The 20,265-nt window shown below is 71.1% G+C and carries 20 protein-coding genes; 10 read left to right on the top strand and 10 right to left on the bottom strand.

Going from position 1 to position 20,265, the window contains the following annotated elements; all coding sequences use genetic code 11:
- Nucleotides 1–64 precede the first annotated feature (64 nt).
- The 3 genes from OG714_RS47120 to OG714_RS47110 form a co-directional block, all read right to left on the bottom strand.
- On the bottom strand, nucleotides 65–1,204 hold the full coding sequence (locus OG714_RS47120; RefSeq protein ID WP_406130526.1) for an HTTM domain-containing protein: 1,140 nt from the start codon (nucleotides 1,202–1,204) through the stop codon (nucleotides 65–67).
- Nucleotides 1,194–1,937, bottom strand: a complete 744-nt coding sequence (locus OG714_RS47115) for a DUF5819 family protein (RefSeq protein WP_406130525.1) — start codon at nucleotides 1,935–1,937, stop codon at nucleotides 1,194–1,196. The genes OG714_RS47120 and OG714_RS47115 overlap by 11 nt, the downstream gene beginning before the upstream one ends.
- A gap of 128 nt (nucleotides 1,938–2,065) precedes the next feature.
- Nucleotides 2,066–3,250 (bottom strand): ice-binding family protein, encoded by a 1,185-nt coding sequence (locus OG714_RS47110; protein ID WP_406130523.1) that lies wholly within the window; start codon nucleotides 3,248–3,250, stop codon nucleotides 2,066–2,068.
- An 845-nt stretch (nucleotides 3,251–4,095) separates the two neighbouring features.
- Between OG714_RS47110 and dhaK the strand changes: the two genes are divergently transcribed.
- The 3 genes from dhaK to OG714_RS47095 are packed head-to-tail and all read left to right on the top strand — an operon-like array spanning nucleotide 4,096 to nucleotide 6,152.
- Nucleotides 4,096–5,088, top strand: coding sequence for a dihydroxyacetone kinase subunit DhaK (gene dhaK, locus OG714_RS47105; RefSeq protein WP_406130521.1), 993 nt, complete (start codon nucleotides 4,096–4,098; stop codon nucleotides 5,086–5,088).
- A 46-nt stretch (nucleotides 5,089–5,134) separates the two neighbouring features.
- Nucleotides 5,135–5,749, top strand: a complete 615-nt coding sequence (gene dhaL, locus OG714_RS47100) for a dihydroxyacetone kinase subunit DhaL (protein ID WP_406130520.1) — start codon at nucleotides 5,135–5,137, stop codon at nucleotides 5,747–5,749.
- Entirely contained in the window at nucleotides 5,742–6,152 is a 411-nt protein-coding gene (locus OG714_RS47095) for a PTS-dependent dihydroxyacetone kinase phosphotransferase subunit DhaM (protein ID WP_406130518.1), read from the top strand. Before dhaL ends, OG714_RS47095 begins: the two co-directional genes overlap by 8 nt.
- Before the next feature lie 368 nt (nucleotides 6,153–6,520).
- Here the strand turns inward: OG714_RS47095 and OG714_RS47090 are convergent, their stop codons facing one another.
- Nucleotides 6,521–7,177, bottom strand: coding sequence for a TetR/AcrR family transcriptional regulator (locus OG714_RS47090; protein ID WP_406130516.1), 657 nt, complete (start codon nucleotides 7,175–7,177; stop codon nucleotides 6,521–6,523).
- 133 nt (nucleotides 7,178–7,310) lie between these two features.
- On the opposite strand from OG714_RS47090, the gene OG714_RS47085 reads away from it, so the two are divergent.
- The gene (locus OG714_RS47085; protein ID WP_406130514.1) at nucleotides 7,311–8,072 is read left to right on the top strand and encodes an SDR family NAD(P)-dependent oxidoreductase; all 762 of its coding nucleotides are present in this window, start codon (nucleotides 7,311–7,313) and stop codon (nucleotides 8,070–8,072) included.
- A 42-nt stretch (nucleotides 8,073–8,114) separates the two neighbouring features.
- Here OG714_RS47085 and OG714_RS47080 read toward each other — a convergent pair whose 3' ends face one another.
- Nucleotides 8,115–8,837 carry a glycoside hydrolase family 75 protein gene (locus OG714_RS47080; protein ID WP_406130513.1) on the bottom strand — a complete coding sequence of 241 codons (723 nt, stop codon included), beginning with the start codon at nucleotides 8,835–8,837 and terminating at the stop codon, nucleotides 8,115–8,117.
- 489 nt (nucleotides 8,838–9,326) lie between these two features.
- Between OG714_RS47080 and OG714_RS47075 the strand changes: the two genes are divergently transcribed.
- Complete coding sequence (locus OG714_RS47075; RefSeq protein WP_406130511.1) at nucleotides 9,327–10,343, top strand: fibronectin type III domain-containing protein; 1,017 nt, start codon at nucleotides 9,327–9,329, stop codon at nucleotides 10,341–10,343.
- Between the two features lie 641 nt (nucleotides 10,344–10,984).
- Complete coding sequence (locus OG714_RS47070) at nucleotides 10,985–11,524, top strand: hypothetical protein (protein ID WP_406130509.1); 540 nt, start codon at nucleotides 10,985–10,987, stop codon at nucleotides 11,522–11,524.
- A 100-nt stretch (nucleotides 11,525–11,624) separates the two neighbouring features.
- Here OG714_RS47070 and OG714_RS47065 read toward each other — a convergent pair whose 3' ends face one another.
- Together OG714_RS47065 and OG714_RS47060 are read right to left on the bottom strand one after the other, a co-directional pair.
- Nucleotides 11,625–12,161: a PadR family transcriptional regulator gene (locus OG714_RS47065; RefSeq protein ID WP_406130507.1), complete on the bottom strand. Its 537-nt coding sequence runs from the start codon at nucleotides 12,159–12,161 to the stop codon at nucleotides 11,625–11,627.
- 30 nt (nucleotides 12,162–12,191) lie between these two features.
- On the bottom strand, nucleotides 12,192–14,207 hold the full coding sequence (locus OG714_RS47060; protein ID WP_406130505.1) for an FAD-dependent oxidoreductase: 2,016 nt from the start codon (nucleotides 14,205–14,207) through the stop codon (nucleotides 12,192–12,194).
- A 294-nt stretch (nucleotides 14,208–14,501) separates the two neighbouring features.
- On the opposite strand from OG714_RS47060, the gene OG714_RS47055 reads away from it, so the two are divergent.
- A complete protein-coding gene (locus OG714_RS47055; RefSeq protein WP_406130503.1) occupies nucleotides 14,502–15,227 on the top strand; it encodes a hypothetical protein in 726 nt (241 codons plus the stop codon).
- A 129-nt stretch (nucleotides 15,228–15,356) separates the two neighbouring features.
- On the opposite strand, the gene OG714_RS47050 is transcribed toward OG714_RS47055, so the two are convergent.
- Nucleotides 15,357–16,160 (bottom strand): putative protein N(5)-glutamine methyltransferase, encoded by an 804-nt coding sequence (locus OG714_RS47050; protein WP_406130501.1) that lies wholly within the window; start codon nucleotides 16,158–16,160, stop codon nucleotides 15,357–15,359.
- 288 nt (nucleotides 16,161–16,448) lie between these two features.
- Here OG714_RS47050 and OG714_RS47045 point away from each other — a divergent pair, with 288 nt between their 5' ends.
- Complete coding sequence (locus OG714_RS47045; protein ID WP_406132182.1) at nucleotides 16,449–16,850, top strand: MarR family winged helix-turn-helix transcriptional regulator; 402 nt, start codon at nucleotides 16,449–16,451, stop codon at nucleotides 16,848–16,850.
- A gap of 63 nt (nucleotides 16,851–16,913) precedes the next feature.
- Here OG714_RS47045 and OG714_RS47040 read toward each other — a convergent pair whose 3' ends face one another.
- Entirely contained in the window at nucleotides 16,914–17,636 is a 723-nt protein-coding gene (locus OG714_RS47040) for a GNAT family N-acetyltransferase (protein WP_406130499.1), read from the bottom strand.
- Nucleotides 17,633–18,559 (bottom strand): NADP-dependent oxidoreductase, encoded by a 927-nt coding sequence (locus OG714_RS47035; RefSeq protein ID WP_406132180.1) that lies wholly within the window; start codon nucleotides 18,557–18,559, stop codon nucleotides 17,633–17,635. The genes OG714_RS47040 and OG714_RS47035 overlap by 4 nt, the downstream gene beginning before the upstream one ends.
- A 323-nt stretch (nucleotides 18,560–18,882) precedes the next feature.
- Here OG714_RS47035 and OG714_RS47030 point away from each other — a divergent pair, with 323 nt between their 5' ends.
- Nucleotides 18,883–19,488, top strand: a complete 606-nt coding sequence (locus tag OG714_RS47030) for a sulfite oxidase-like oxidoreductase (protein ID WP_406130497.1) — start codon at nucleotides 18,883–18,885, stop codon at nucleotides 19,486–19,488.
- Entirely contained in the window at nucleotides 19,481–20,236 is a 756-nt protein-coding gene (locus OG714_RS47025; protein WP_406130495.1) for a ferredoxin reductase, read from the top strand. The genes OG714_RS47030 and OG714_RS47025 overlap by 8 nt, the downstream gene beginning before the upstream one ends.
- The last annotated feature ends 29 nt before the right edge of the window (nucleotides 20,237–20,265 follow it).

Here is a 20,265-nt window from a genome sequence, read left to right as displayed (position 1 = left end):
GCGGCGCCGTCATCGGCCACGAAAGCTCAGTGGGCCGACCGTCACCGCGCAGACAGCAGGACCTTCATCGGCGCGACGGTGTCGGCTGCGGCGGCACGAGTGCCGCCCCTCCGCGGGCCGAAACCTCCCCCTCCCCGACATGTGCCCTACCGTCGACGGGACGCAACAGTTGTCCCAGTGCGCGGTAGAAGCGGTCCGGCAGGAACGCGGCGTCCGCGATGATCATCGCACCGGAGAAGAGCGGCAGGCCCATGAAGACGGCGATACCCAGGTGCATGCCCAACAGCATGGTCAGGACCGGGTACTTGAGCCGTCCGAACAGGACGAACGGGAAGGCGACCTGCACCAGCACGGTCACGTAGCAGGCGACGGCGATCAGCACGTCGTGCTCGTCCGCCAGGAGGGAGAGTTCGGGCCAGGGCCGGAACAGGTCGAGGTTCAGGACGTAGTGGAGGGCGGTGCCGTTGCCCCAGGAGCCGCCCTGCACCTTGTAGAGGCCCGCGGATCCGTAGAGGAAGCAGACCTGGGCCGCGATGACGAACATGCCGCAGTTGTGGAGTACTGCCGTCAAGGTCCGGCGGGACATGGCCAGTTGATGCCGGAGATCGTCTGCTCCCGAGTCCGTCGAGCCGCTCTCTCCCTTCCTCGCGGAGGCTCGGCGACGGGTTCTGCGCGCATCCAGGGACCAGCGTCGGCCGCATGCCGTGAAGACGAGGTAGATCGCCATGAGGAGGATGAGGTTGTCTCCTCCGTCGGTCATGAAGATCGCCCTGGCGTGGAACGACGCCACCACGACCGCGAACACCACGGACACCACCCGGGTCCGCCAGCCCAGCAGGAACAGCGCGGACGTGACGAGGGCCAGCGCGTAGCACGTCTCGAAGTAGGGCCGGCTGTCGGACAGGGTGAGGATGCTGGCCCACCGGGTCTGGTCGAACAGCTGCCTGGCCAGCTCGGGCGTCCACGGTGACCCGGGCCCCCAGATCTCGTCGCGGTGCGGAAACTCGCGCAGCAGGAAGACGAGGTAGAGGAGGCCGTAGCCGATGCGCAGAACGGCCGCGGCGTAGAGGGAGACCGGCCGCTCGGTCAGGACGGTGAGGAACGCACCGACCCGCTCCGGTCCGCGGCGCGGCGGGCCCGCGTCCGCCCCGTCGGGGATACGGGGGACACCTCGATGCGGAGCGAGTGCCTGCTCAGTTTCCATGGGAGGTCGCCTTCCACCAGGGCAGATAGCGCGTTTCGACGGACTTCGGCGCGGCAGCGGACGAGCCGGGGCCTGGACCCTCGGCCGGCGCGGCGATGGGGATGGTGATCACCCTCAACTGGACGGACTCGAAGGCGCCGCCGTGGTGGTCGGTGATGCGGTCCGCCGCGATGTCGGTCAGGTACTTCTGCATCATCAGCGCCCGCTCCGAGCGGGGCCGGTCGTCTCCACCATGTGTTTCGAGGTACGAACTCCAGGCCCGCCGCAGCATGTTCTGCGCGGTGTGGCTCGGGAAGACGTCGTGCCTCACCGCCGAGTTGTCGACGCCGCTCAGATCGAACCAGCCGCTCACGCGCACCCTGCCGTCCGGGGCGGTGTGCATGGTCCGTGCCGAGATCTGCCGGTTGACCGACTCCGGATCCGGCGCGAAGAGCCGCCAGTTCTGCTCGAACAGGGGGAAGACCCATGCGTTGACCTGCCGACTGTACTGCCGGGAGAGGGGGTTCGGGGGCGCCACGTGCAGAAACACGAGGAGTACATGGACCAGGGCCGTCGCCAGGCACAGGGCCACGGCGGCGTTCGTCCCCGCCCTCAGCGGGAGGGGCGGAGGCTTCGAACTCCCTTGGCGGGGAAGGGTGGTCCCGCCCCGACCTGTCTGCCCTGTCCGCCCTGTCGACTCGGCGCCGATCCCGTCCGGTTCGTCGACGTCCACCTTTTCGATGCCGCTCGGCACGGCCCCATCCGGCCTTCCCGTCCTGGCTTCTCTCACTGTCTCTCCTGAGATTGCGCCAACGGCGCGCGACGGAATCGACAGCGATCCGTCGCGCGCCGCTCGTCCTGCCCGCTCAAGGGGGGCTGGAGCTAGGCAGACTTCTTGTGGTGACCTTCGTGATCGTTGCCGTAGCCCTCGGGCTTGGCGGGCTTGCCGTGATCCTGGCCGTAGCCGCCGTGCTCTTCGGGCTTGCCGCCGTGGTCGTGGCCGCCGGGCTTGTGGCCGTGATCGTGATGGCCGTTTCCACCGGTCGAGCCGCCTGTCGCACCACCGTTCGTACCGGCCGTAGTAGCGCCCGTGGTACCGCTGGTGGTGGCGCCCGCGATGACACCGCCCAGCACGCCGCCGGTGGTTCCGCCCGATGTCAGGACACCGCCGAGAAGGCCGCCGGTTCCGCCACCCGTCGGCACGCCGCCGATGACGCCGACCGTGGTGCTTCCCGTCGTGCCCGCCGTGGCGCCGCCCGACGTGGCACCGGCCACCACACCACCCGTGATCAGACCACCGGTGGTTCCGCCGGAGGCACACGTACCGCGGTTGATCGTGCTGTTGTCCAGCGTCACGGCACCGGTACGAGCCAGCGCTCGGCCCGCGATGGTCGTTCCCGTCGTGACGGTGATCGACTCCTGGGCCATGATCGTGCCCACGAACGTGGAGTTGGTGCCGAGCGTGGCCGAACTGCCGATCTGCCAGTACACGTTGCACGGCGAGGCGCCGTTGACGAGCGACACGTTGCTGCCGGACGCCGTCGTCAGGGTCGAGCCGATCTGGAAGACCCATACGGCATTGGGGTCACCGTGTGCGTCGAGCGTGAGCGTGCCGGTGATACCCGCGGAGATGGGTGCCTTGTAGACGCCCGGATCCAGCATCCTGCCACCGAGCTCCACGGGGTCGGGAGCGGTGGGGTAGGTGACGTCCGGCGCCTGTCCGGCGGCATTGTTGTACCCCGTGACCAGATCGCTCTTGGCCTGGAGCGCCACCGCGTCCGCGGAGTGCTGGGCCCCGATCACGGTGCCGGGCGGGAATCCGGTGATGGCCGTTCCCGGCGACACTCCGAGATCACCGGTGATCGACGAGGGGCCGGTGTTGGTGACTTGCGAACCGGCCAGTACGGCGAAGCTGGTCGCCGTACCGAGAGGTACGGGTGTGGCAACTGCACTTGCGCGTGTCGGTGTCATCGCGAGCACGACGGCGGCGATCACCACGGCCGTCAGCGCCGCGAGCCAGACCGACATGGTGCGCCGTAGTGGAGCGTCAGGGATATTCAGCGTCATCGAGGGGCCAATTCCTATCAGGGGATGGTGCCTGTTTGGTGGTTCTCGGTCGCGGGGAATCTCCTGCTATCTGTCACTGGCATATTACGCACGCATGGATCGGATTGCGATTAATTCAAGCAACTTCACCGGAATTGGCGAGCAATTCGCGAAATACACAGAAATACTTAATAGACCGAATGGCGCCCATCCATTACCCGAGCGAGCGAGGCGTAAAATCACCAAATAGCAGTTCTCCCTGACGGATGCAGGCGGACGCGGCCAGCAAACCGTGACCGTGCGGCGAGAAGATCACGCAGGCATGATCTGACGATATGTCCGAGCGCCCCGGGACATTCAACGAACGAGCGGCGCGGACCGGAGTAATATTTATTGCGGACTGGTTCACTCTCACGGGCGCGGGAGATTTCAGCACCCTCCTCTCGAATAGAGCTCGCAGATCAGCAAGAAGTCACAACTGCTGACTCACGACAGGTCGAGCCCACGACAGAGACCCTTCCGCCCCTGCCACACCGAGTCCACACGACCCAACGCCGGCGCGACCCGGAGCGCGGCGAAGGGAGGTAAGCGGCTCCAGGCAGCCAGGCACCCCATGACCGTCCCAGCCCGTGACCTTCGCTGCCGCAAGGTCGATACTTGCCGCAGGGGCACCGCAGCCACTCCCGTCCGACCAACTCCAGAGACCTGACACCCCGTCATCAAAGTCAGCATTAAGTCAGCATCAGCCCCGCCAGAACCCGCGTCCGACCGCCATGAACTGCCAAGATCGATGACCGATGCAACCCCTCTCTGACCAGCAAAGGTGCAGGTCAGAGCACATCTGCTAGCGTTGCCAGGAGGTACCGATGAGGATGCTCATCAACGTCGCGGAAACCGTGGTCACGGATGCGCTGCGAGGCATGGCCGCCGCCCACCCCGAGTTGACCGTGGACATCGAGAACCGGGTGATCGTACGGCGGGACGCTCCCGTGGCCGGGCAGGTGGCGCTGATTTCCGGTGGGGGATCGGGGCACGAACCGTTGCACGGCGGATTCGTGGGACCGGGGATGCTGTCGGCGGCCTGTCCTGGTGAGGTGTTCACGTCGCCGGTGCCCGATCAGATGGTGCGGGCCGCGGCCGCTGTGGACAGTGGGGCCGGGGTGCTGTTCATCGTGAAGAACTACACGGGGGACGTCCTCAACTTCGACATGGCGGCCGAGCTCGCCGAGGACGAGGGCATCCAGACAGCCAAGGTGCTGGTCAATGACGATGTGGCCGTCACCGACAGCCTGTACACCGCGGGGCGGCGCGGCACCGGTGCGACGCTGTTCGTGGAGAAGATCGCCGGGGCCGCCGCGGCCGAGGGGCAGCCGTTGGACCGGGTGGCGGCGATCGCCCGGCAGGTCAACGAGAACTCGCGCAGTTTCGGTGTCGCGCTCAGCGCCTGCACCACCCCGGCCAAGGGCAGCCCCACCTTCGATCTGCCGCCGGGCGAGCTGGAGTTGGGCGTCGGTATCCACGGCGAGCCGGGCCGGGAACGGCGGGCGATGATGACCTCCGGCGAGATCGCCGACTTCTCCGTCCACGCGATCCTCGAGGACATCACGCCGCGCAACCCGGTCCTGGTCCTGGTGAACGGCATGGGCGCGACCCCGCTCCTGGAGCTCTACGGCTTCAACGCCGAGGTGCACCGCGTGCTCGCCGAGCGCGGCGTCGCCGTCGCCCGCACACTGGTCGGCAACTACGTCACGTCCCTCGACATGGCCGGTGCCTCGGTCACCCTGTGCCAGATCGACGAGGAACTGCTGCGGCTGTGGGACGCGCCGGTGAAGACGCCGGGACTGCGCTGGGGCATGTGACCCGGCGGCGCACCCGGTCAACTCACCTACCACGCAAGGAGATTCCGTGCTCGACGCCGACTTCTTCCGCCGTTGGATGACGGCGACCGCCGCCTCCGTCGCCCGCGAGGCCGGGCGGCTCACCGACCTCGACTCCCCCATCGGCGACGCCGACCACGGCGCGAACCTGCAACGCGGGTTCACCGCCGTGACAGCCGCCCTGGAGAAGGAGGCGCCGGACACCCCGGGCGCCGTCCTCATGCTCACCGGACGCACGCTCATCTCGACGGTCGGCGGCGCGTCGGGCCCGCTCTACGGCACGCTGCTGCGCCGCACCGGCAAGGCGCTCGGGGACGCCGCCGAGGTGAGCGAGGAGGAGTTCGCCGTCGCGCTGCGCACCGGAGTCGACGCGGTCATGACCCTCGGCGGTGCCGCGCCCGGCGACAAGACCATGATCGACGCCCTCGTCCCGGCGGTCGACGCGCTCCCGAACGGCTTCGCCGCGGCACGCACCGCCGCCGAGGAGGGCGCCCTGGCCACCACACCCTTGCAGGCCCACAAGGGCCGGGCGAGCTACCTCGGCGAGCGGAGCATCGGGCATCAGGACCCCGGCGCCACGTCCTCGTCCCTGTTGATCGCCGCACTCCAGGAAGCCGCGACCTCGGAGGCCACCGGTGAGTGACGAGAAGCTCGTGGGCATCGTGCTGGTGTCACACAGCGCCGAAGTCGCCGTCTCCGTGGCCGAGTTGGCACGCGGGCTGTCCGGTTCGGGCACCTCGGTACCGCTCGCCGCCGCCGGCGGCACCGAGGGCGGCGGGCTCGGCACCAGTTCCGAACTCATCGCCGCGGCGGCCGCGTCCGTCGACCGTGGCGCCGGGGTCGCCGTCCTCACCGATCTGGGCAGCGCCGTACTCACCGTGAAGGCCCTGCTCGCCGAAGGCGACGAACTCCCGGCCGGTACCCGCCTGGTGGACGCCCCGTTCGTCGAGGGAGCGGTGGCCGCGGTCGTCACGGCGTCGACAGGAGCGGACCTGGACGCGGTGGAGGCGGCGGCTGCGGACGCGTACACCTATCGGAAGGTGTGAGGCGGGGGCGTAGCGAAGGGTTCGTGAGGCGGGGGCCGTAGCGGAAGGTGGGGAGCGCGGGGCGTGCGGCGCGGCGATGGAGCGGTGCGGCAGTCGGCAGTCGGCAGTCGGCAGTCGGCAGTCGGCAGTCGGCAGTCGGCAGTCGGCAGAAGCCTTGGGCCAGTCGCCTCCGGCGAAACCCGCCAGCCCGAGCCATCGGACCGAGCCGCCCTACCCAGCCCCTCACCCCCCAGTCCTCAGCCCAAGCCGCCCGGCCGCGCGCCACCCGGCAACTCCGGCCGCCCGAGCACGCCATGCCCCCCGGCCAAGACGCAGACGCAGACGCACCCGCCTCCGCCCCGCCCCGAAGGCGCACCCCCCTACGCCACCTAAGAGACCCCTTCCGCCGCGATCGTCAGCGCCGAGCGCAACGTCTCCGCCACCTCGGCCTCCCCCACCACCGCATCCGTCGCCGTATCCGCCACGGCCTCGCCCCCACCCGCACTCCACGCGAACCGTTCCACCGCCGCCCGCAACGCGGCGTTGAGCATCGCCGCCTGGATCATGGGGCGGAGGTCGTCGGCCGGTAGCCCCGCCCGGTCGGCCAGCGCTCGGGCGAACGCGGGCTCCGCCTCGTCGTACGTCTGGAGCCAGATCGCGCGGAGGCCCGGTTCCGTGCGGGTGAGGCGTACCAGGGCGCTGCCGGTGGCGCCGTCGGGGCCGGTGGCTGCGAGGAGGCCGGTCGCGAGGGCCGGGTCGAAGAGTTCCGCGAGGGGGTGGCCGGGGCGCCACTCCCGCAGGCGGGCGGCGATCACGTCGATGCCGGCCGAGAAGAGTGGTCGTACGCAGCTCTCCTTGCTCGGGAAGTAACGCCACACGGTGCGCGCGGAGACGCCGACCGCCAGGCCGATCTGTTCGCCGGTGGTCGCCGCGACGCCCTGGGCGACGAACAGTTCCACCGCGGCCCGGGCGATCTCCAGGCGGATTTCGGTCTTGCGTGCCTCGGTCAGAGGCGGTCGTCCCGTGCGTCCGCTGGGTGCGGTCATCAGTTCCCCTCCGGCTGCGGTCGTGACCTCCCGGAATTCTCCCCCATGACTTTATGTCACTCGAAGACATTAAGTCGTATGGTGAGAGGAACCCGGGCGGCGCAGAGCCCTCGCACAAGGACAGGAGCACCTCATGGCCACTGGACTCGACGGACGCAGCGTCATCGTCACCGGAGCGGGCTCGGGCATCGGACGTGCCGCCGCCCTGGCCTTCGCCGCGGAGGGTGCCAAGCTCGTGGTGGCCGATCTGAACGTCGACGGCGCCGGGGCGGTCGTCAAGGAGATCGAGCAGGCGGGCGGTGTCGCCGTCGCGGTCACGGGTGACCTGAGCGAGCAGGCGGTGGTGGACGAGGTGGTCGCGACCGCCGTGGAGCGGTTCGGCGGGGTCGACGTCCTGGTGAACAACGCGGGGATCATGGACCGCATGTCGGCACTGGCGGACGTGGCCGACGCCGAGTGGGAGCGGGTCATGCGGGTCAACCTGACCGCGCCCTTCCTGCTCACCCGGGCCGTGCTGCCGCACATGCTGGCGGCGGGCCGGGGCGCGATCGTGAACACCGCCTCCGAGGCGGGCCTGCGAGGCGGTGCGGCCGGCGCCGCCTACACGGCCTCGAAGCACGGGGTGGTGGGCCTGACCAAGAGCCTCGCCGTCATGTACCGCAAGCAGGGCATCCGGGCCAACGCCATCGCCCCGGGCGGCACGGCGACCAACATCTCCGTGGAGGCCGACCGGGAGGCCCTCGGCCCGGCGGCGCTCGGCCCGCACTTCGTCAATGTCGGCCGCCTGGCGCAGCCCGAGGAGCAGGCCGCCGCCATCGTGTTCCTCGCCTCGGACGCGGCGAGCAACATCAACGGCGTGATCCTGCCGGTCGACGACGGCTGGTCGGCGGTCTGACGACCCGCCCCGGAGTGCTCGGCAAGGTCGACAGGCCGCGCCCTACGACCCTGGACGCTCGGCAGCGCCCTGCACGAAGAGCCGCGCCAGCCGCTGCCCCGTCTCTACGGCCGCCGCATGATCCTCGATGGGCTTCACCTGCGAGTCCTTGAACACGATGTAGGTGACCCCGGTGTCCGTCCCGCCGCCGCGCGGGTCGGTGCGGATGCCCAGCCCCTTGGCCGTGGCATACGACGCCTCGCCGATGATGTCGTGCGGTCCGACGTCTCCTACGACGGCGTACTGCACCCGGTCCCGGTAGACGACGGCGGCGACCGAGCCGCCGCCGATGCCGTGGTCGCGGTGGTTCCAGAGGGCGCTCGCGGCGGGGACCACGATGTACGGGAGCCGTTCGGCGTCCAGATAGCGGCCGTCGGACTGCTGATACGCCGTCATGGAGGAGAAGAGCGGGTCGGTGCGCGCGTTGCAGTGCGCGCCGGCCCGGCCGTCGCAGTCGATGTCCAGGTCGGCCTTCCAGTACACGGCCTCCTTGGTGCCACAGACCGGGATCGTCGCGCGCTCCCCGTCGTCGCTGCGGTACCGGCCGCGCGAGACGGGTGCGCAGTCACGCACCTTGGCCAGCAGGTCGGCGGCGCGGACGTCACCTTCACGCAGCGCCGCCGGCCCCGCCAGGGGGCGGGCGAGGGCGACGGGCGCGGCGGGCAGCGTGGTCGGGGCGAGCAGGGCGGCGCCGGCCGCGGCCAGCGTCAGCGTCTGGACACGCACGATAGAGGGCCCTCTCCTGGGGGATCTGACGGACACCCAGCCCACCCTGGTACCGGTCCGATCAGGCGGCCACCGGTAGGGGGCCGGACGGTGCACGCCGCGAACTCCCGAAGGGAGCAGAGGGCTCCGAGTCCGAGTCCGTACCACTCCTGAAGGAGGCAGAAGCCCTGAGTCCGTGTCACTCCTGAAGGAGGCCGGGGCGGCCCTGAGCCCAGGTCACTCCCGACGGGGGCCGGGGACCCGAGCCCGTGTCGGCTCCGGCCACCCGGCCGCCCGCGCCGGCGCGGGATCAGCGACGACAGCGGTCCGCGCCACCGGCATGAACTGCCCTCTCGCAGGGGCGAGTTCAGCCGTGAGGACTTCAGCATACGTAACCCTCGTGACCGGTCGGCAACGGCGCCCCTCTTGATGCGGTCGCCCCACCCGGGTCATATTGGTCCGGACCTTTTCCATCGTGTGGTGCCCGCGTGATGCCGGGGAGGCAGAATCGTGCGACGCGTCCGTGCCACCTCCGCTCTCTCCCGTGCCGCCCTCGCTCTCCCCCGTACGGCACTGGTGTGCGTCGCGTTCCTGTTGCTCGCGTCCTGCGGCATGAGCGAGGAAGGGGACGGCCACGCCCCCGGCGCCCCGGCCGGCGTCACGGCCGCGGCGGGGAGCGCGACCAGCGTGCACGTCATGTGGGACGCGGTGACGGCGAACCCGGGCGTCCACACCTACGAGATATATCGGGGCACCACAAAGGTGAAGGAAGTAGCAGGCTCCGAGCACATGGTGGATGTCACCAGGCTCCGACCCGCCACCCTGTACTCGTTCACCGTGCGGGCCCGGGACACCGACGGCCGCCTGGGTCCGCGCAGCCGGACGGTCCGGGCGCGGACACCGGTCGCCGTCGCGGACGACCGCTCGGCGCCCACCCGTCCACGCACCCCGCAGGGCCGCGTCATCGGCAGCCGAGCCGTCCAACTGTCCTGGGGCGGCTCGACGGACAACCGGGGTGTGGTGTCGTACGACATCTATCAGGGCGGGGCGAAGATCCACAGTGTGGGCGGAGCCCAGACCGCGACCGTGGTCACGGGGCTACGGCCGAGCACGCGCTACTCCTTCACCGTGCGAGCCCGCGACGCCGCCGACAACCTCTCGCCCGCGAGCACGGCCGTCCCGCTCACCACCGCGCCCGGCAGCGACGACGGGAGCGGCACCGCCCCCACCGACTTCCGCGCGACCACGCACCGGGGCGACGACGGGGCGTACTACATCGACCTGTCCTGGGTACCGCCGCGCACGGACGGGGTCGTCACGGAGTACCAGATCCACCTCGACGGGAAACCGGCCACCTCACTGGTCTGGGGCGGGACCGCACCACGCGACCACGCGAAGTACAGCTTCTACGCCGGCGGGGATGCCGGGGTCAGCCATCGGGTGCGGCTCAGGGCGCGGTTGCCGGACGGTACGTGGGGTGGGTTCTCGGCGGAGCGGACGGTGACGACGGGCGATGCCGGGCCATAAAGATCCTTAGGGACCCATAGAGAACCGTAGGACTCAGCTCATGGCGGCGGGGCTGGCGCTCGGGCTGTCACAGTCGACGGCGACCACCCAAATCCGGTCGCTGTAAGCACAGTTGGGGGTCGTCGCCTCGCCCGCGTGGGCGGAGCGCGTCGGGCCCGGGCGGGTCGCGGCCGAGGGGCTCGGCGGGCAGGCCGCGATCACCGTGCTCCCCCTGTCCGTGCCTGCACTGGCTGGCGTCCGGCGCGCTGGTCCCGCTCCTGGCGCCCGAGGAGCCGCCGATCAACACCTCGCATCTCACCCGGCACCCTGCCCCCCCCGGTGCCCAGGCCCGCCGGGCAACCCGCACATCACGCCCGTAGGGAAGCGACGGCTCCGCGCGTCACCCACCTGGTGAACCCGCACGCGGTCCGACCCAGGACCCTGCCCTCACCCCTCAGCCTTCTTCACCCCTCACCCCTCACCCCCGCCCCTGACCGCGCATCACCCCTGAGCCGGACGAAGGAATCCGTCACCTGCCCGGTCCCCGTCCGCATGCGGGACGGGCCGGGTACGCGTTGGCTTCCTTGGAGGCAGCACGGCCGTTTCCCGATCCCGGCGGCGCAAGGGATGTTCCGCCAACCGTGCCGCCGGAGGGCAGTCCCATGCGCACTTTTCAGCTACTACTCCGCTCCGGCCTGACCGTGACAGCCGCCGCCACTCTTCCCCTCGCCCTGACCGCCGGAACCGCCGGCGCGGCGTCGGGGATCTCCGTGAGCACGACCGGGACCACGGTCTCGGTCACGACCAGCGCGTGCTCCCAGAACCGCACCACCGGCGTCTGGGGCACCGGCTCGCTCATCACCAGCAGTCAGGGGAGCTTCGCCGAGGGCCGCAAGGCGACCCTGGCGGGGACGACCGTCAGCCAGTCCACCGCCTGGACCAACGTCACCCCGGGCACCTACACCATCATCGTCATGTGCCAGAACGCCAGCACGCCCGCGGGCACCCAGTCCGTGATCGTGTCCCGGTCCACGACCCCCACGGCCACGGCCTCGCCCACACGCGGCGTCATGGGCGGCCTCGGCGGGGCGACCAAGGACTACGGCCCGCTCACCCTGGCGGCGGGCGGCGGCCTGGTGGGGGTCGGCGTCATCGCGACGGCCTGGTTCCTCCGCAGGCGCGCGAAGCCGTACCGCCTCTGACCGACCGTCCGTCCATCTCCGACCGTCCGTCCGTACTCAGGAGGGGCCGCCCCACCGGCGGCCCCTCCCCCATGTCCTACGGCGACTCGCCCCCCACCCTCTACGGCAGCTCGGCGAACTCCTCGATCGCGTGCGTGAGCCACTGCGTCCAGAAGGTCTCCAGGTCGATGCCGGCGCGCAGCACGAGGTGCTGGAGCCGGTCCTGGGGGCTGTCCCGGCCGGGCGGGAAGTCGCGCTTCTCGATCTCCTCGTACTCCGCCAGCTGCCGCTGGTGCAGGGTGAGATGGCGGCGCAGGTCGGCCTCGATGCCGTCCGTGCCCACGACCGCCGCCGCGCGCAGGCGCAGCAGCATCGTGTCGCGCAGCGGCTTGGGGTCCTGGGAGGACGCGGTCCAGCGGGCCAGTTCGGCACGGCCCGCGGGCAGGACCTCGTAGCGCTTCTTCTGGCCGCGGGCCGGCTGCTCGGACGCGAGCGCCCTGATCTGGCCCTCGGCCTCCAGTTTTCCCAGCTCGCGATAGATCTGCTGGTGCGTCGCCGACCAGAAGTAACCGATCGACCGGTCGAAGCGCCGGGTCAGTTCGAGACCCGAGGACGGCTTCTCCAGAAGGGCGGTGAGGATCGCGTGCGGGAGTGACATGGAGGTCATCCTAGGGACGGGCCCCGGGGTTCAGAGGGCGGCCGCGACCTCGGTGCCCTGCTTGATGGCGCGCTTGGCGTCCAGTTCGGCGGCCACGTCGGCACCGCCGATGAGGTGCACGCTGCGGCCGGCGGCGGTCAACTCGTCGTAGAGGCCGCGGCGCGGGTCCTGGCCGGTGCACAGGACGACCGTGTCGACTTCCAGGACGGTGCTGCGGCCGTCGACGGTGACGTGGAGTCCGGCGTCGTCGATCAAGTCGTACTGGACGCCCGGGACCATGGTGACGCCCCGGTGCTTGAGTTCGGTGCGGTGGATCCAGCCGGTGGTCTTGCCGAGTCCGGCGCCGACCTTGGTCGCCTTGCGCTGGAGGAGGTGGACGCTGCGCGGCGGGGCGGGCCGCTCGGGTGCGGTGAGGCCGCCGGGGGCCGCGTAGTCCATGTCGACGCCCCAGGCGCGGAAGTACGTCGCCGGGTCCTCGCTCGCCTTGTCGCCGCCGTCCGTGAGGAACTCGGCGACGTCGAAGCCGATGCCGCCCGCGCCGAGGATCGCGACGCGGTCGCCGACGGGGACGCGGTCGCGCAGGACGTCGAGGTAACCGACGACGCTGGGGTGGTCGACGCCGGGGATGTCGGGGGTGCGCGGGGTGACGCCGGTGGCGACGACGACCTCGTCGTACTCCGCCAAGTCACCAGAGGTCACAGGGGTGTTGAGGCGTACGGCCACTGCGTGCTCGTCGAGCTGCGTGCGGAAGTAGCGCAGCGTCTCGTCGAACTCCTGCTTGCCGGGGATCTGTCGGGCGACATTGAGCTGTCCGCCGATCTCGCTCGCGGCGTCGTACAACGTCACCTCGTGACCGCGTTCGGCGGCCGAGACCGCGCACGCCAGACCTGCCGGACCCGCGCCCACCACCGCGACGCGTTTGCGCAACCGGGTTGGGGCGAGGACGAGTTCGGTCTCGTGGCAGGCGCGCGGGTTGACCAGGCAGGAGGTGATCTTGCCGCTGAAGGTGTGGTCGAGGCAGGCCTGGTTGCAGCCGATGCAGGTGTTGATGGCGTCGGAACGGTCGGCCGCGGCCTTGGCCACGAAGTCCGGGTCGGCGAGCATCGGGCGGGCCATCGACACCATGTCGGCGTATCCGTCGGCGAGCAACTGCTCTGCCAGCTCAGGGGTGTTGATGCGGTTGGTGGTGACGAGCGGGATGGAGACCGCGCCCATCAGTTTCCTGGTCACCCAGGTGTACGCCCCGCGCGGCACCGAGGTCGCGATGGTCGGGATGCGGGCCTCGTGCCAGCCGATGCCGGTGTTGATGATGGTCGCCCCGGCTGCCTCAACCGCCTTGGCGAGACTGATGACTTCGTCGAGCGTGGAGCCGCCCGGCACGAGGTCCAGCATCGACAGCCGGTAGACGATGATGAAGTCCTCGCCGACCGCCTCGCGCACCCGGCGCACGATCTCGACCGGGAAGCGCGTCCGGTTCTCGTACGAGCCGCCCCAGCGGTCGTCGCGGTGGTTGGTCTGCGCGGCGATGAACTCGTTGATGAGGTAGCCCTCGGAGCCCATGATCTCGACGCCGTCGTACCCGGCCTGGCGGGCGAGGCGGGCCGCGCGGGCGTAGTCCTCGACGGTCTGCTCGACCTCGTCGTCGGTGAGCGCGCGGGGCGGGAAGGGGCTGATCGGCGCCTGCACGGCGCTCGGCGCGACGAGGTCCTGGTGGTAGGCGTACCGCCCGAAGTGCAGGATCTGCATCGCGATCCGCCCGCCTTCGCGGTGCACGGCGGCGGTGATCTCGGCGTGCTGTTCGGCCTCGGCGTCGGTGGTCAGTTTGGCGCCGCCCTCGTAGGGCCGGCCGGCCTCGTTGGGCGCGATGCCGCCGGTGACGATCAGGCCGACTCCGCCACGCGCGCGTGCCGCGTAGAACTCCGCCATGCGCTCGAAACCGCGCTCGGCTTCCTCCAGGCCTATGTGCATGGAGCCCATGAGGACGCGGTTGGGCAGCGTGGTGAAGCCCAGGTCGAGCGGGTTCAGCAGGTGCGGGTAACGGCTCATCGGGGCCTCCGTGCGCGGTGTCGTGCCTCTTTTGTAGAGGACGGGGAGGCCTTTATGCAACTAGTTGCACAATCGAGGGCGGGAGAGGGCGGAGCGGCGCGGTCGCCGCACGTGACCGCCCCCGGTGCCGAGGGACGTGACTTCGCTCGCCGCACGCGACCTGCCTCGGGGCCAACGGCCTTCCCCCTCCCCCCGATTCACAGGGACTTATTACTGCTTCTTTATCGCCCGCCCCGGAGAATCACAGACAGGCGTGCCGGTGGGATGCCGCGCGCGTGGCCTAGGGAGCGAGCCGTGACGCACGATCCTGAGCACGACGCCGGCGACAACGCGGCGACACCTCCGATGCCCGACCACGCGCCCGAGTGGGAGGTGCTCACGGGACCCGGCGGCGCGGAGCGCGACCGGGGTATCGACCGGTTGTGGCGGCAGCGGTCGAGGCGGTCCCGGGCGGTGATCGCCGTGGCCACCGTGGCTGTGCTGGCACTCGGCGGGACCGTCGCCTACGCGGCGACCTCGGGGAGTTCGGGCAGCGACGCCGTACCGGCCGCCGCCGGGTCCCCGTCGGGAACACCGTCGCCCGGTGGACCCGGCTTCCGGCACGGGGGCGGTGGGGGCTTCGGGCTCGGCGGCGCGGCCGTGCACGGCGAGGCGACGGTCAAGGACAACGCCACGGGCAAGTGGGTCGTACGGATCTGGCAGCGCGGAACGGTCACGAAGGTCGACGGCGACCAGGTCACCGTCAAGAGCGACGACGGCACCTCATGGACCTGGACCGTAGGCTCCGACGCCACGGCCAAGGGCGCCGCCCTCAAGAAGGGCGACACAGCCTCCCTGACCGGCACCCGCTCCGACACCGACACCCGCACCGCCGACCGAGCCTTCACCGGCACCTTCGACCACAAGGGCCCAAGCGACGGACGAGGCGGACCAGGCGACCGAGGCCCCGGCCCCTGGGGACGCGGCAACGGCGGCCCGAGCGCCGTCCCGAGTCCGTCCGGCAGCGACGCTACGACCTGACCGACACCGGCACCTTCGACCACAACGACGCGCGCGCCGGACGTGACGGGCCGAGCAGACGTGGCCCCAGACCCTAAGGAATCGGCAACCACAGCCCGAGCCCCGCCCCCACCCCGCCCGGCAGGGGCCCTACGACCTGACCGCCCCCGCCCCCCTCACCCCGATCACAACATTCGCGTACAACTCCTCGGAGTAGGCCGACCGCGTCTCCAGTCCAGCGCGCGTGAACGCCTCGATCGCTGACGGGAGTTGACGCTCACTCGCCTCGACGAGGAGGCAGCCGTCGGGGGCGAGCCAGTCGGGTGCGCCGGTGGCGACCTCGCGGAGTATGTCGAGGCCGTCGGTGCCGCCGTCGAGGGCGACCAGGGGTTCGTGCTCGCGGGCCTCGGCGGGGAGCAGACCGACCTCGTCGGTGGGGACGTACGGCACATTGGCCGCGAGGATGTCGACGCGGCCGCGCAACGCGTCGGGCAGCGCCGCGTACAGGTCGCCGGTGTGGACGTGTCCGCCGTAGGCGGCGACATTGCCGCCGGCGCAGCGCGTGGCGGCGGGGTCGATGTCGGCGGCGTGCAGTTCGACCCGGCCGAGGGCGGCGGCCAGCGCGGCGCCGACCGCACCGGTACCGCAGCACAGGTCCACGACGACGGACGCGTCCGGGGCGTGCGCGAGGGCCTGTTCGACGAGGAACTCGGTACGGCGGCGGGGCACGAAGACGCCGGGTTCCACGGTGATGCGCAGACCTCCGAACTCGGCCCAGCCGACGACGTGTTCGAGGGGCAGGCCCGCGACCCGACGGTCCACCATGGCGGCGAGTTCGTCGGGGGTGCGCGCGGCGGAGAGGATCAGTCGCGCCTCGTCCTCGGCGAAGACACAGCCCGCGGCGCGGAGCGCGCTGACGACGGAGGCGGGGGAAAGCGGGGAAAAAGGAGGCATGAGAGCCGAGAGCCTTTCGGGAGGTAGCCGAAGGGCGCTCTCGCGGTCACCTACTACCGGTGATCCGAGCTGTCCTGAGGTGAGAGCACCCGGCCTGACACAGCGGTAATGGGTCTCACCTCCCGGGAGTTCAGGGTCGGGAATGTCCGCGACCGGTGAGCAACAGTACCCGAACCACCAGGCCCGCGAGGGGCCGACTCCCTCCCTGAGTTGTACTCTGCAACAACCAGGTGATCGAGGGAGATTCCAGTGCGAGCGGACCAGGCCGTGGAGACCATCCAGCGCGAGATGACGATCTTCGCCCGGCGCGCCCGCGCCTCGGCCGGCCGCCTCCACCCCGAGCTGTCGCTGGTGTCGTACACCCTGCTCAGCCACCTGGAGGAGCGCGACGGCTGCCGTGCCACCGACCTGGCCGCGCACTACGCCCTCGACAAGTCCACGGTCAGCCGCCAGGTCGCCGCCCTGGAACGCGCCGACCTCATCGAGCGCCGCCTCGACCCCGAGGACCACCGCGTCCAGGTCCTGCACCTCACCGCCGCCGGCCGCCGGATCCTCGCGCAGGTCACCGAGAACCGCCAGGCCGCCTTCCGGGAGCGGCTCGCGGGCTGGCCGGAGGAGGACCTGACCCGGTTCGCCGGCTATCTGGAGCGCTACAACGCGTGGCCGGGCGACGCGTCGGACGACGACTGAGGGGCCACCAGCCTTTCGGTTCTACGACGTCAGCACTACGACATCAGCACTACGACATCGGTTCTACGACACCCCTACGGACCGCGCCTGCGTGAGGTGCTCCGGCGCCCGTGCCGCGAGGAATGCGGTGGTCCGGCGCAGGCGGAAGCCCAGGGACTCGTACAGCCGTATGGCGGTGGTGTTGCCCGCGCCGGTGTGCAGGAACGGGGTCTCGCCGCGTCCGCGGATGCCGTGCGCGACGGCCAGGATGAGGCGGCTCGCGAGGCCCTCACCGCGGGCGACGGGATCGGTGCAGACCGCGCTGATCTCGGTCCAGCCGGGCGGGTGCAGGCGCTCACCGGCCATGGCGACGAGCGCGCCGTCGCGGCGGATGCCCAGGTAGGTGCCGAGTTCGACGGTGCGGGGCAGGAAGGGGCCCGGCTTGGTCCGTTCCACCAGGTCGAGCATCTCGGGGACGTCGGCCGGGCCGAGGACGATCGCCTCCGGGTCTGGCGCGGCGGCCAGCCCGTCGTCCACCATCTGTACGCCGTCGATGTCGAAGGTGACCTCCCAGCCGTCCGGAACCCGGCCTCTGAAGCCGAGGAGCGGGATCTCGGTGCCGGGGCCGGAGAGCGCGGCGACGTCCGCCCAGTCGTCGGCGTCGGGTTCGTCGGGCAGGGCCAGCCACGGGGTCACGTCGACCGGGTAGCGCAGGATCCGGCCGCGTCGCTCGGCGAAGTGGGCGTGCGGGCCGGTGAGGGCGGCGCGGGCGGGGTTGTCGAGGACACGTTCGTCGGACGTGCTCATGCGGCGACCTCGATCACGATCTTGCCGCGGGCGTGGCCGTCCTCTACGGTGCGCAGGGCCTCGCCGGCCTGGTCGAGCGGGAAGGTCCGCGTCACGTGCGGGTCCAGCTTGCCCGCGACCACGAGCTCCGCGAGCGCGTCGAGCACGGCGGAGTTGCGGGCGCGTTCGACCCGGGCGCCGCCGAGCTTCTCGACCTCGGGGGCGGGGGCGCCGGCGGTGATGAGTTTCGTGGGGTCGGAGAGGAGGGCGGCGGCCTCCTCCAGCACCTCGCCGCCGACGAGGTCGTACGCGCCGTCGATGCCGTCCGGCGCCACGGCCCGTACCCGCGCGGCCAGTTCAGGGCCGGACGGGACGTGGACCGCGCCAAGCGACTCGACGAAGTCCTTCTTGCCCCCGCTCGCCACGCCCACGGCGCGCAGCCCGAGCGCGCGGGCGATCTGCAGGGCCGCGGAGCCCACGCCGCCGCCCGCGCCGGTGATCAGCACGGTCGCGCCGGCGGGCAGGTCGAGCTGGCGGATGCCGTCGTACGCGGTCGCGGCGGCGACGGGCAGGGTGGCCGCGTCGCGGAAGGACAGCTCGGCGGGCTTGTGCGCGGTGACCGTGGCGGGCAGCAGGGCGTACTCGGCGTATCCGCCGGCCACCGTGCTGCCGAACACCTCGTCGCCGACGTCGAATCCGTCGACTCCGGCACCGATCTCCCGCACCACCCCGGAGACCTCCTGACCGAAGACCGCGGGGAACGCGCGTGACCCGGTCTCGCCGGGTCGGCGGTAGCCGGTGCGCTGCTTCCAGTCCACGGGGTTCACCCCGGCCGCGCGCACCGCGACGAGGACCTCACCGGAGCCGGGGCTGGGCTGCTCGACCTCGACGAGCGCCTCGGTCTCGGGTCCCCCATAACGCGTGAAGACGTACGCCTTCGGCATCTGCTCCCTCACTCTCCTTCGCAGTCACCGGACCACCTGTGGTCATGTGTGGTCACATGGCGCCACACCGGGCCACATGTGGTCACAACACCAGCACGACCACCGGCTGTCCGCACTCAAGCCGCCGCCCGAGCCGCACTGAAGACCAAGGTCGATCCCCCGACGGCTATTCCCTCGCGCGGGGAGAGTTCATACGGCCGCAATGATCGGCGGTCACCCTCGGACCTGGGCATACCTCGTGGACGCGTACCGTTGAAACGAGAAACCACTGATCACGCTCGCCCGGCGGACCCGCGTCGGAACGGCCTGGAGGCTCCACCCGTATGCACGTCACCCGAGGCTTCACCGGACGCCCCCGTGTCCCCGACGCCGGCCTGCCGCCCGGTCAGTACGACGCCGGCGACGACTGGCCCGTCCTGTCCGCCGAGGTCACACCCGACCTGGCACCGGCCGACTGGACGTTCCGCGTCGACGGACTCGTGGCGGAGCCGCACACCTGGGACTGGACGCAGGCCCACGAACTGCCTTCGTCGGCCTACGAGGGTGACATCCACTGTGTGACGAGCTGGTCGAAGTTCGGGGTGCGGTTCGGGGGCGTCTCGCTGGACGCGTTCTTCGATGTGGTGCGGCCCCATGTGTCCGCCACACATGTGGTTGCGTACTCGCACACCGGATACACCACGAACCTCCCGCTCTCCGACGTGACCGGCGGTCGCGCCTGGATCGCCTGGGAGTACGACGGCAAGCCGCTGCCCGCCGAGCACGGCGGCCCCGCCCGGCTGCTGGTGCCGCACCTGTACTTCTGGAAGAGCGCCAAGTGGATCGCGGGCCTGCGTCTCCTCGACCACGACGAGCCCGGCTTCTGGGAGCAGAACGGCTATCACGCCCGGGGCAACCCCTGGGAGGAACAGCGGTACTCCGGTGACTGACACCTTCGCGCCCGCCACCAAGTTCGCGGTGCCGGGACGCATCGCCGTGAGCAACCGCGCCGCCGCCGTGTGGCAGACCGCCACACTCACCGAGATCCGCCGGGAGACCCCGCACGCCGCCACGTTCCGGTTCGCGGTGCCCGACTGGGCCGGACATCTCCCCGGCCAGCACCTGATGCTGCGGCTGCGCGCCGAGGACGGCTATGTGGCGCAGCGCCACTACTCGATCGCCTCGGACCCGGACGACGCCGGCCATGTGGAGCTGACCCTGGACCACGTCGAGGGCGGCGAGGTGTCGGGCTGGTTCCACACGGTGGCCGAGCCCGGTGACGAGGTCGAGGTGCGCGGCCCGCTGAGCGGCTTCTTCGCCTGGCCCGGCGACCGGCCCGCGCTGCTGCTGGGCGCCGGTTCCGGGGTCGTACCGCTGATGTCGATGCTCCGGCAGCACCGGGCGCGGGGCCTGTCCGTGCCGCTGCGGCTGGTGGTGTCGGCGCGCAGTCCGGAGGAGTTGATCTACGCGCGGGAGTACGGCGCGGAGACCACGGCCGTGTTCACGCGCAGTGCGCCGGAGGGTGTGCCGGTGGGACGTATGGCCGCCGCACATGTGGCTCCACTCCTGGCCGAGCAGCCCGCTGGTGGGTGGGAGGCCTATGTGTGCGGCTCCAACGGCTTCGCCGAGCATGCCTCGCGGCTGCTGGTCGACGCGGGCCAGCCGGTGGACCGTATCCGCATCGAACGGTTCGGCTGAGGCGCGCCGCGGCCCGGCCCGGCCCCGCC

This window comes from Streptomyces sp. NBC_00989, from assembly GCF_045162655.1.
Taxonomy (GTDB): Bacteria; Actinomycetota; Actinomycetes; order Streptomycetales; family Streptomycetaceae; genus Streptomyces.
This window is presented reverse-complemented; position numbering and strand designations above follow the sequence as displayed.

Excerpts from the sequence above, each read along its gene's own strand:
- OG714_RS47120 (WP_406130526.1), bottom strand. The coding sequence starts at position 1,204 with ATGGAAACTGAGCAGGCACTCGCTCCGCATCGAGGTGTCCCCCGTATC.
- OG714_RS47110 (WP_406130523.1), bottom strand. The coding sequence starts at position 3,250 with ATGACGCTGAATATCCCTGACGCTCCACTACGGCGCACCATGTCGGTC.
- dhaK (WP_406130521.1), top strand. The coding sequence starts at position 4,096 with ATGAGGATGCTCATCAACGTCGCGGAAACCGTGGTCACGGATGCGCTG.
- OG714_RS47090 (WP_406130516.1), bottom strand. The coding sequence starts at position 7,177 with ATGACCGCACCCAGCGGACGCACGGGACGACCGCCTCTGACCGAGGCA.
- OG714_RS47085 (WP_406130514.1), top strand. The coding sequence starts at position 7,311 with ATGGCCACTGGACTCGACGGACGCAGCGTCATCGTCACCGGAGCGGGC.
- OG714_RS47070 (WP_406130509.1), top strand. The coding sequence starts at position 10,985 with ATGCGCACTTTTCAGCTACTACTCCGCTCCGGCCTGACCGTGACAGCC.
- OG714_RS47065 (WP_406130507.1), bottom strand. The coding sequence starts at position 12,161 with ATGTCACTCCCGCACGCGATCCTCACCGCCCTTCTGGAGAAGCCGTCC.
- OG714_RS47060 (WP_406130505.1), bottom strand. The coding sequence starts at position 14,207 with ATGAGCCGTTACCCGCACCTGCTGAACCCGCTCGACCTGGGCTTCACC.
- OG714_RS47050 (WP_406130501.1), bottom strand. The coding sequence starts at position 16,160 with ATGCCTCCTTTTTCCCCGCTTTCCCCCGCCTCCGTCGTCAGCGCGCTC.
- OG714_RS47045 (WP_406132182.1), top strand. The coding sequence starts at position 16,449 with ATGACGATCTTCGCCCGGCGCGCCCGCGCCTCGGCCGGCCGCCTCCAC.
- OG714_RS47040 (WP_406130499.1), bottom strand. The coding sequence starts at position 17,636 with ATGAGCACGTCCGACGAACGTGTCCTCGACAACCCCGCCCGCGCCGCC.
- OG714_RS47035 (WP_406132180.1), bottom strand. The coding sequence starts at position 18,559 with ATGCCGAAGGCGTACGTCTTCACGCGTTATGGGGGACCCGAGACCGAG.
- OG714_RS47030 (WP_406130497.1), top strand. The coding sequence starts at position 18,883 with ATGCACGTCACCCGAGGCTTCACCGGACGCCCCCGTGTCCCCGACGCC.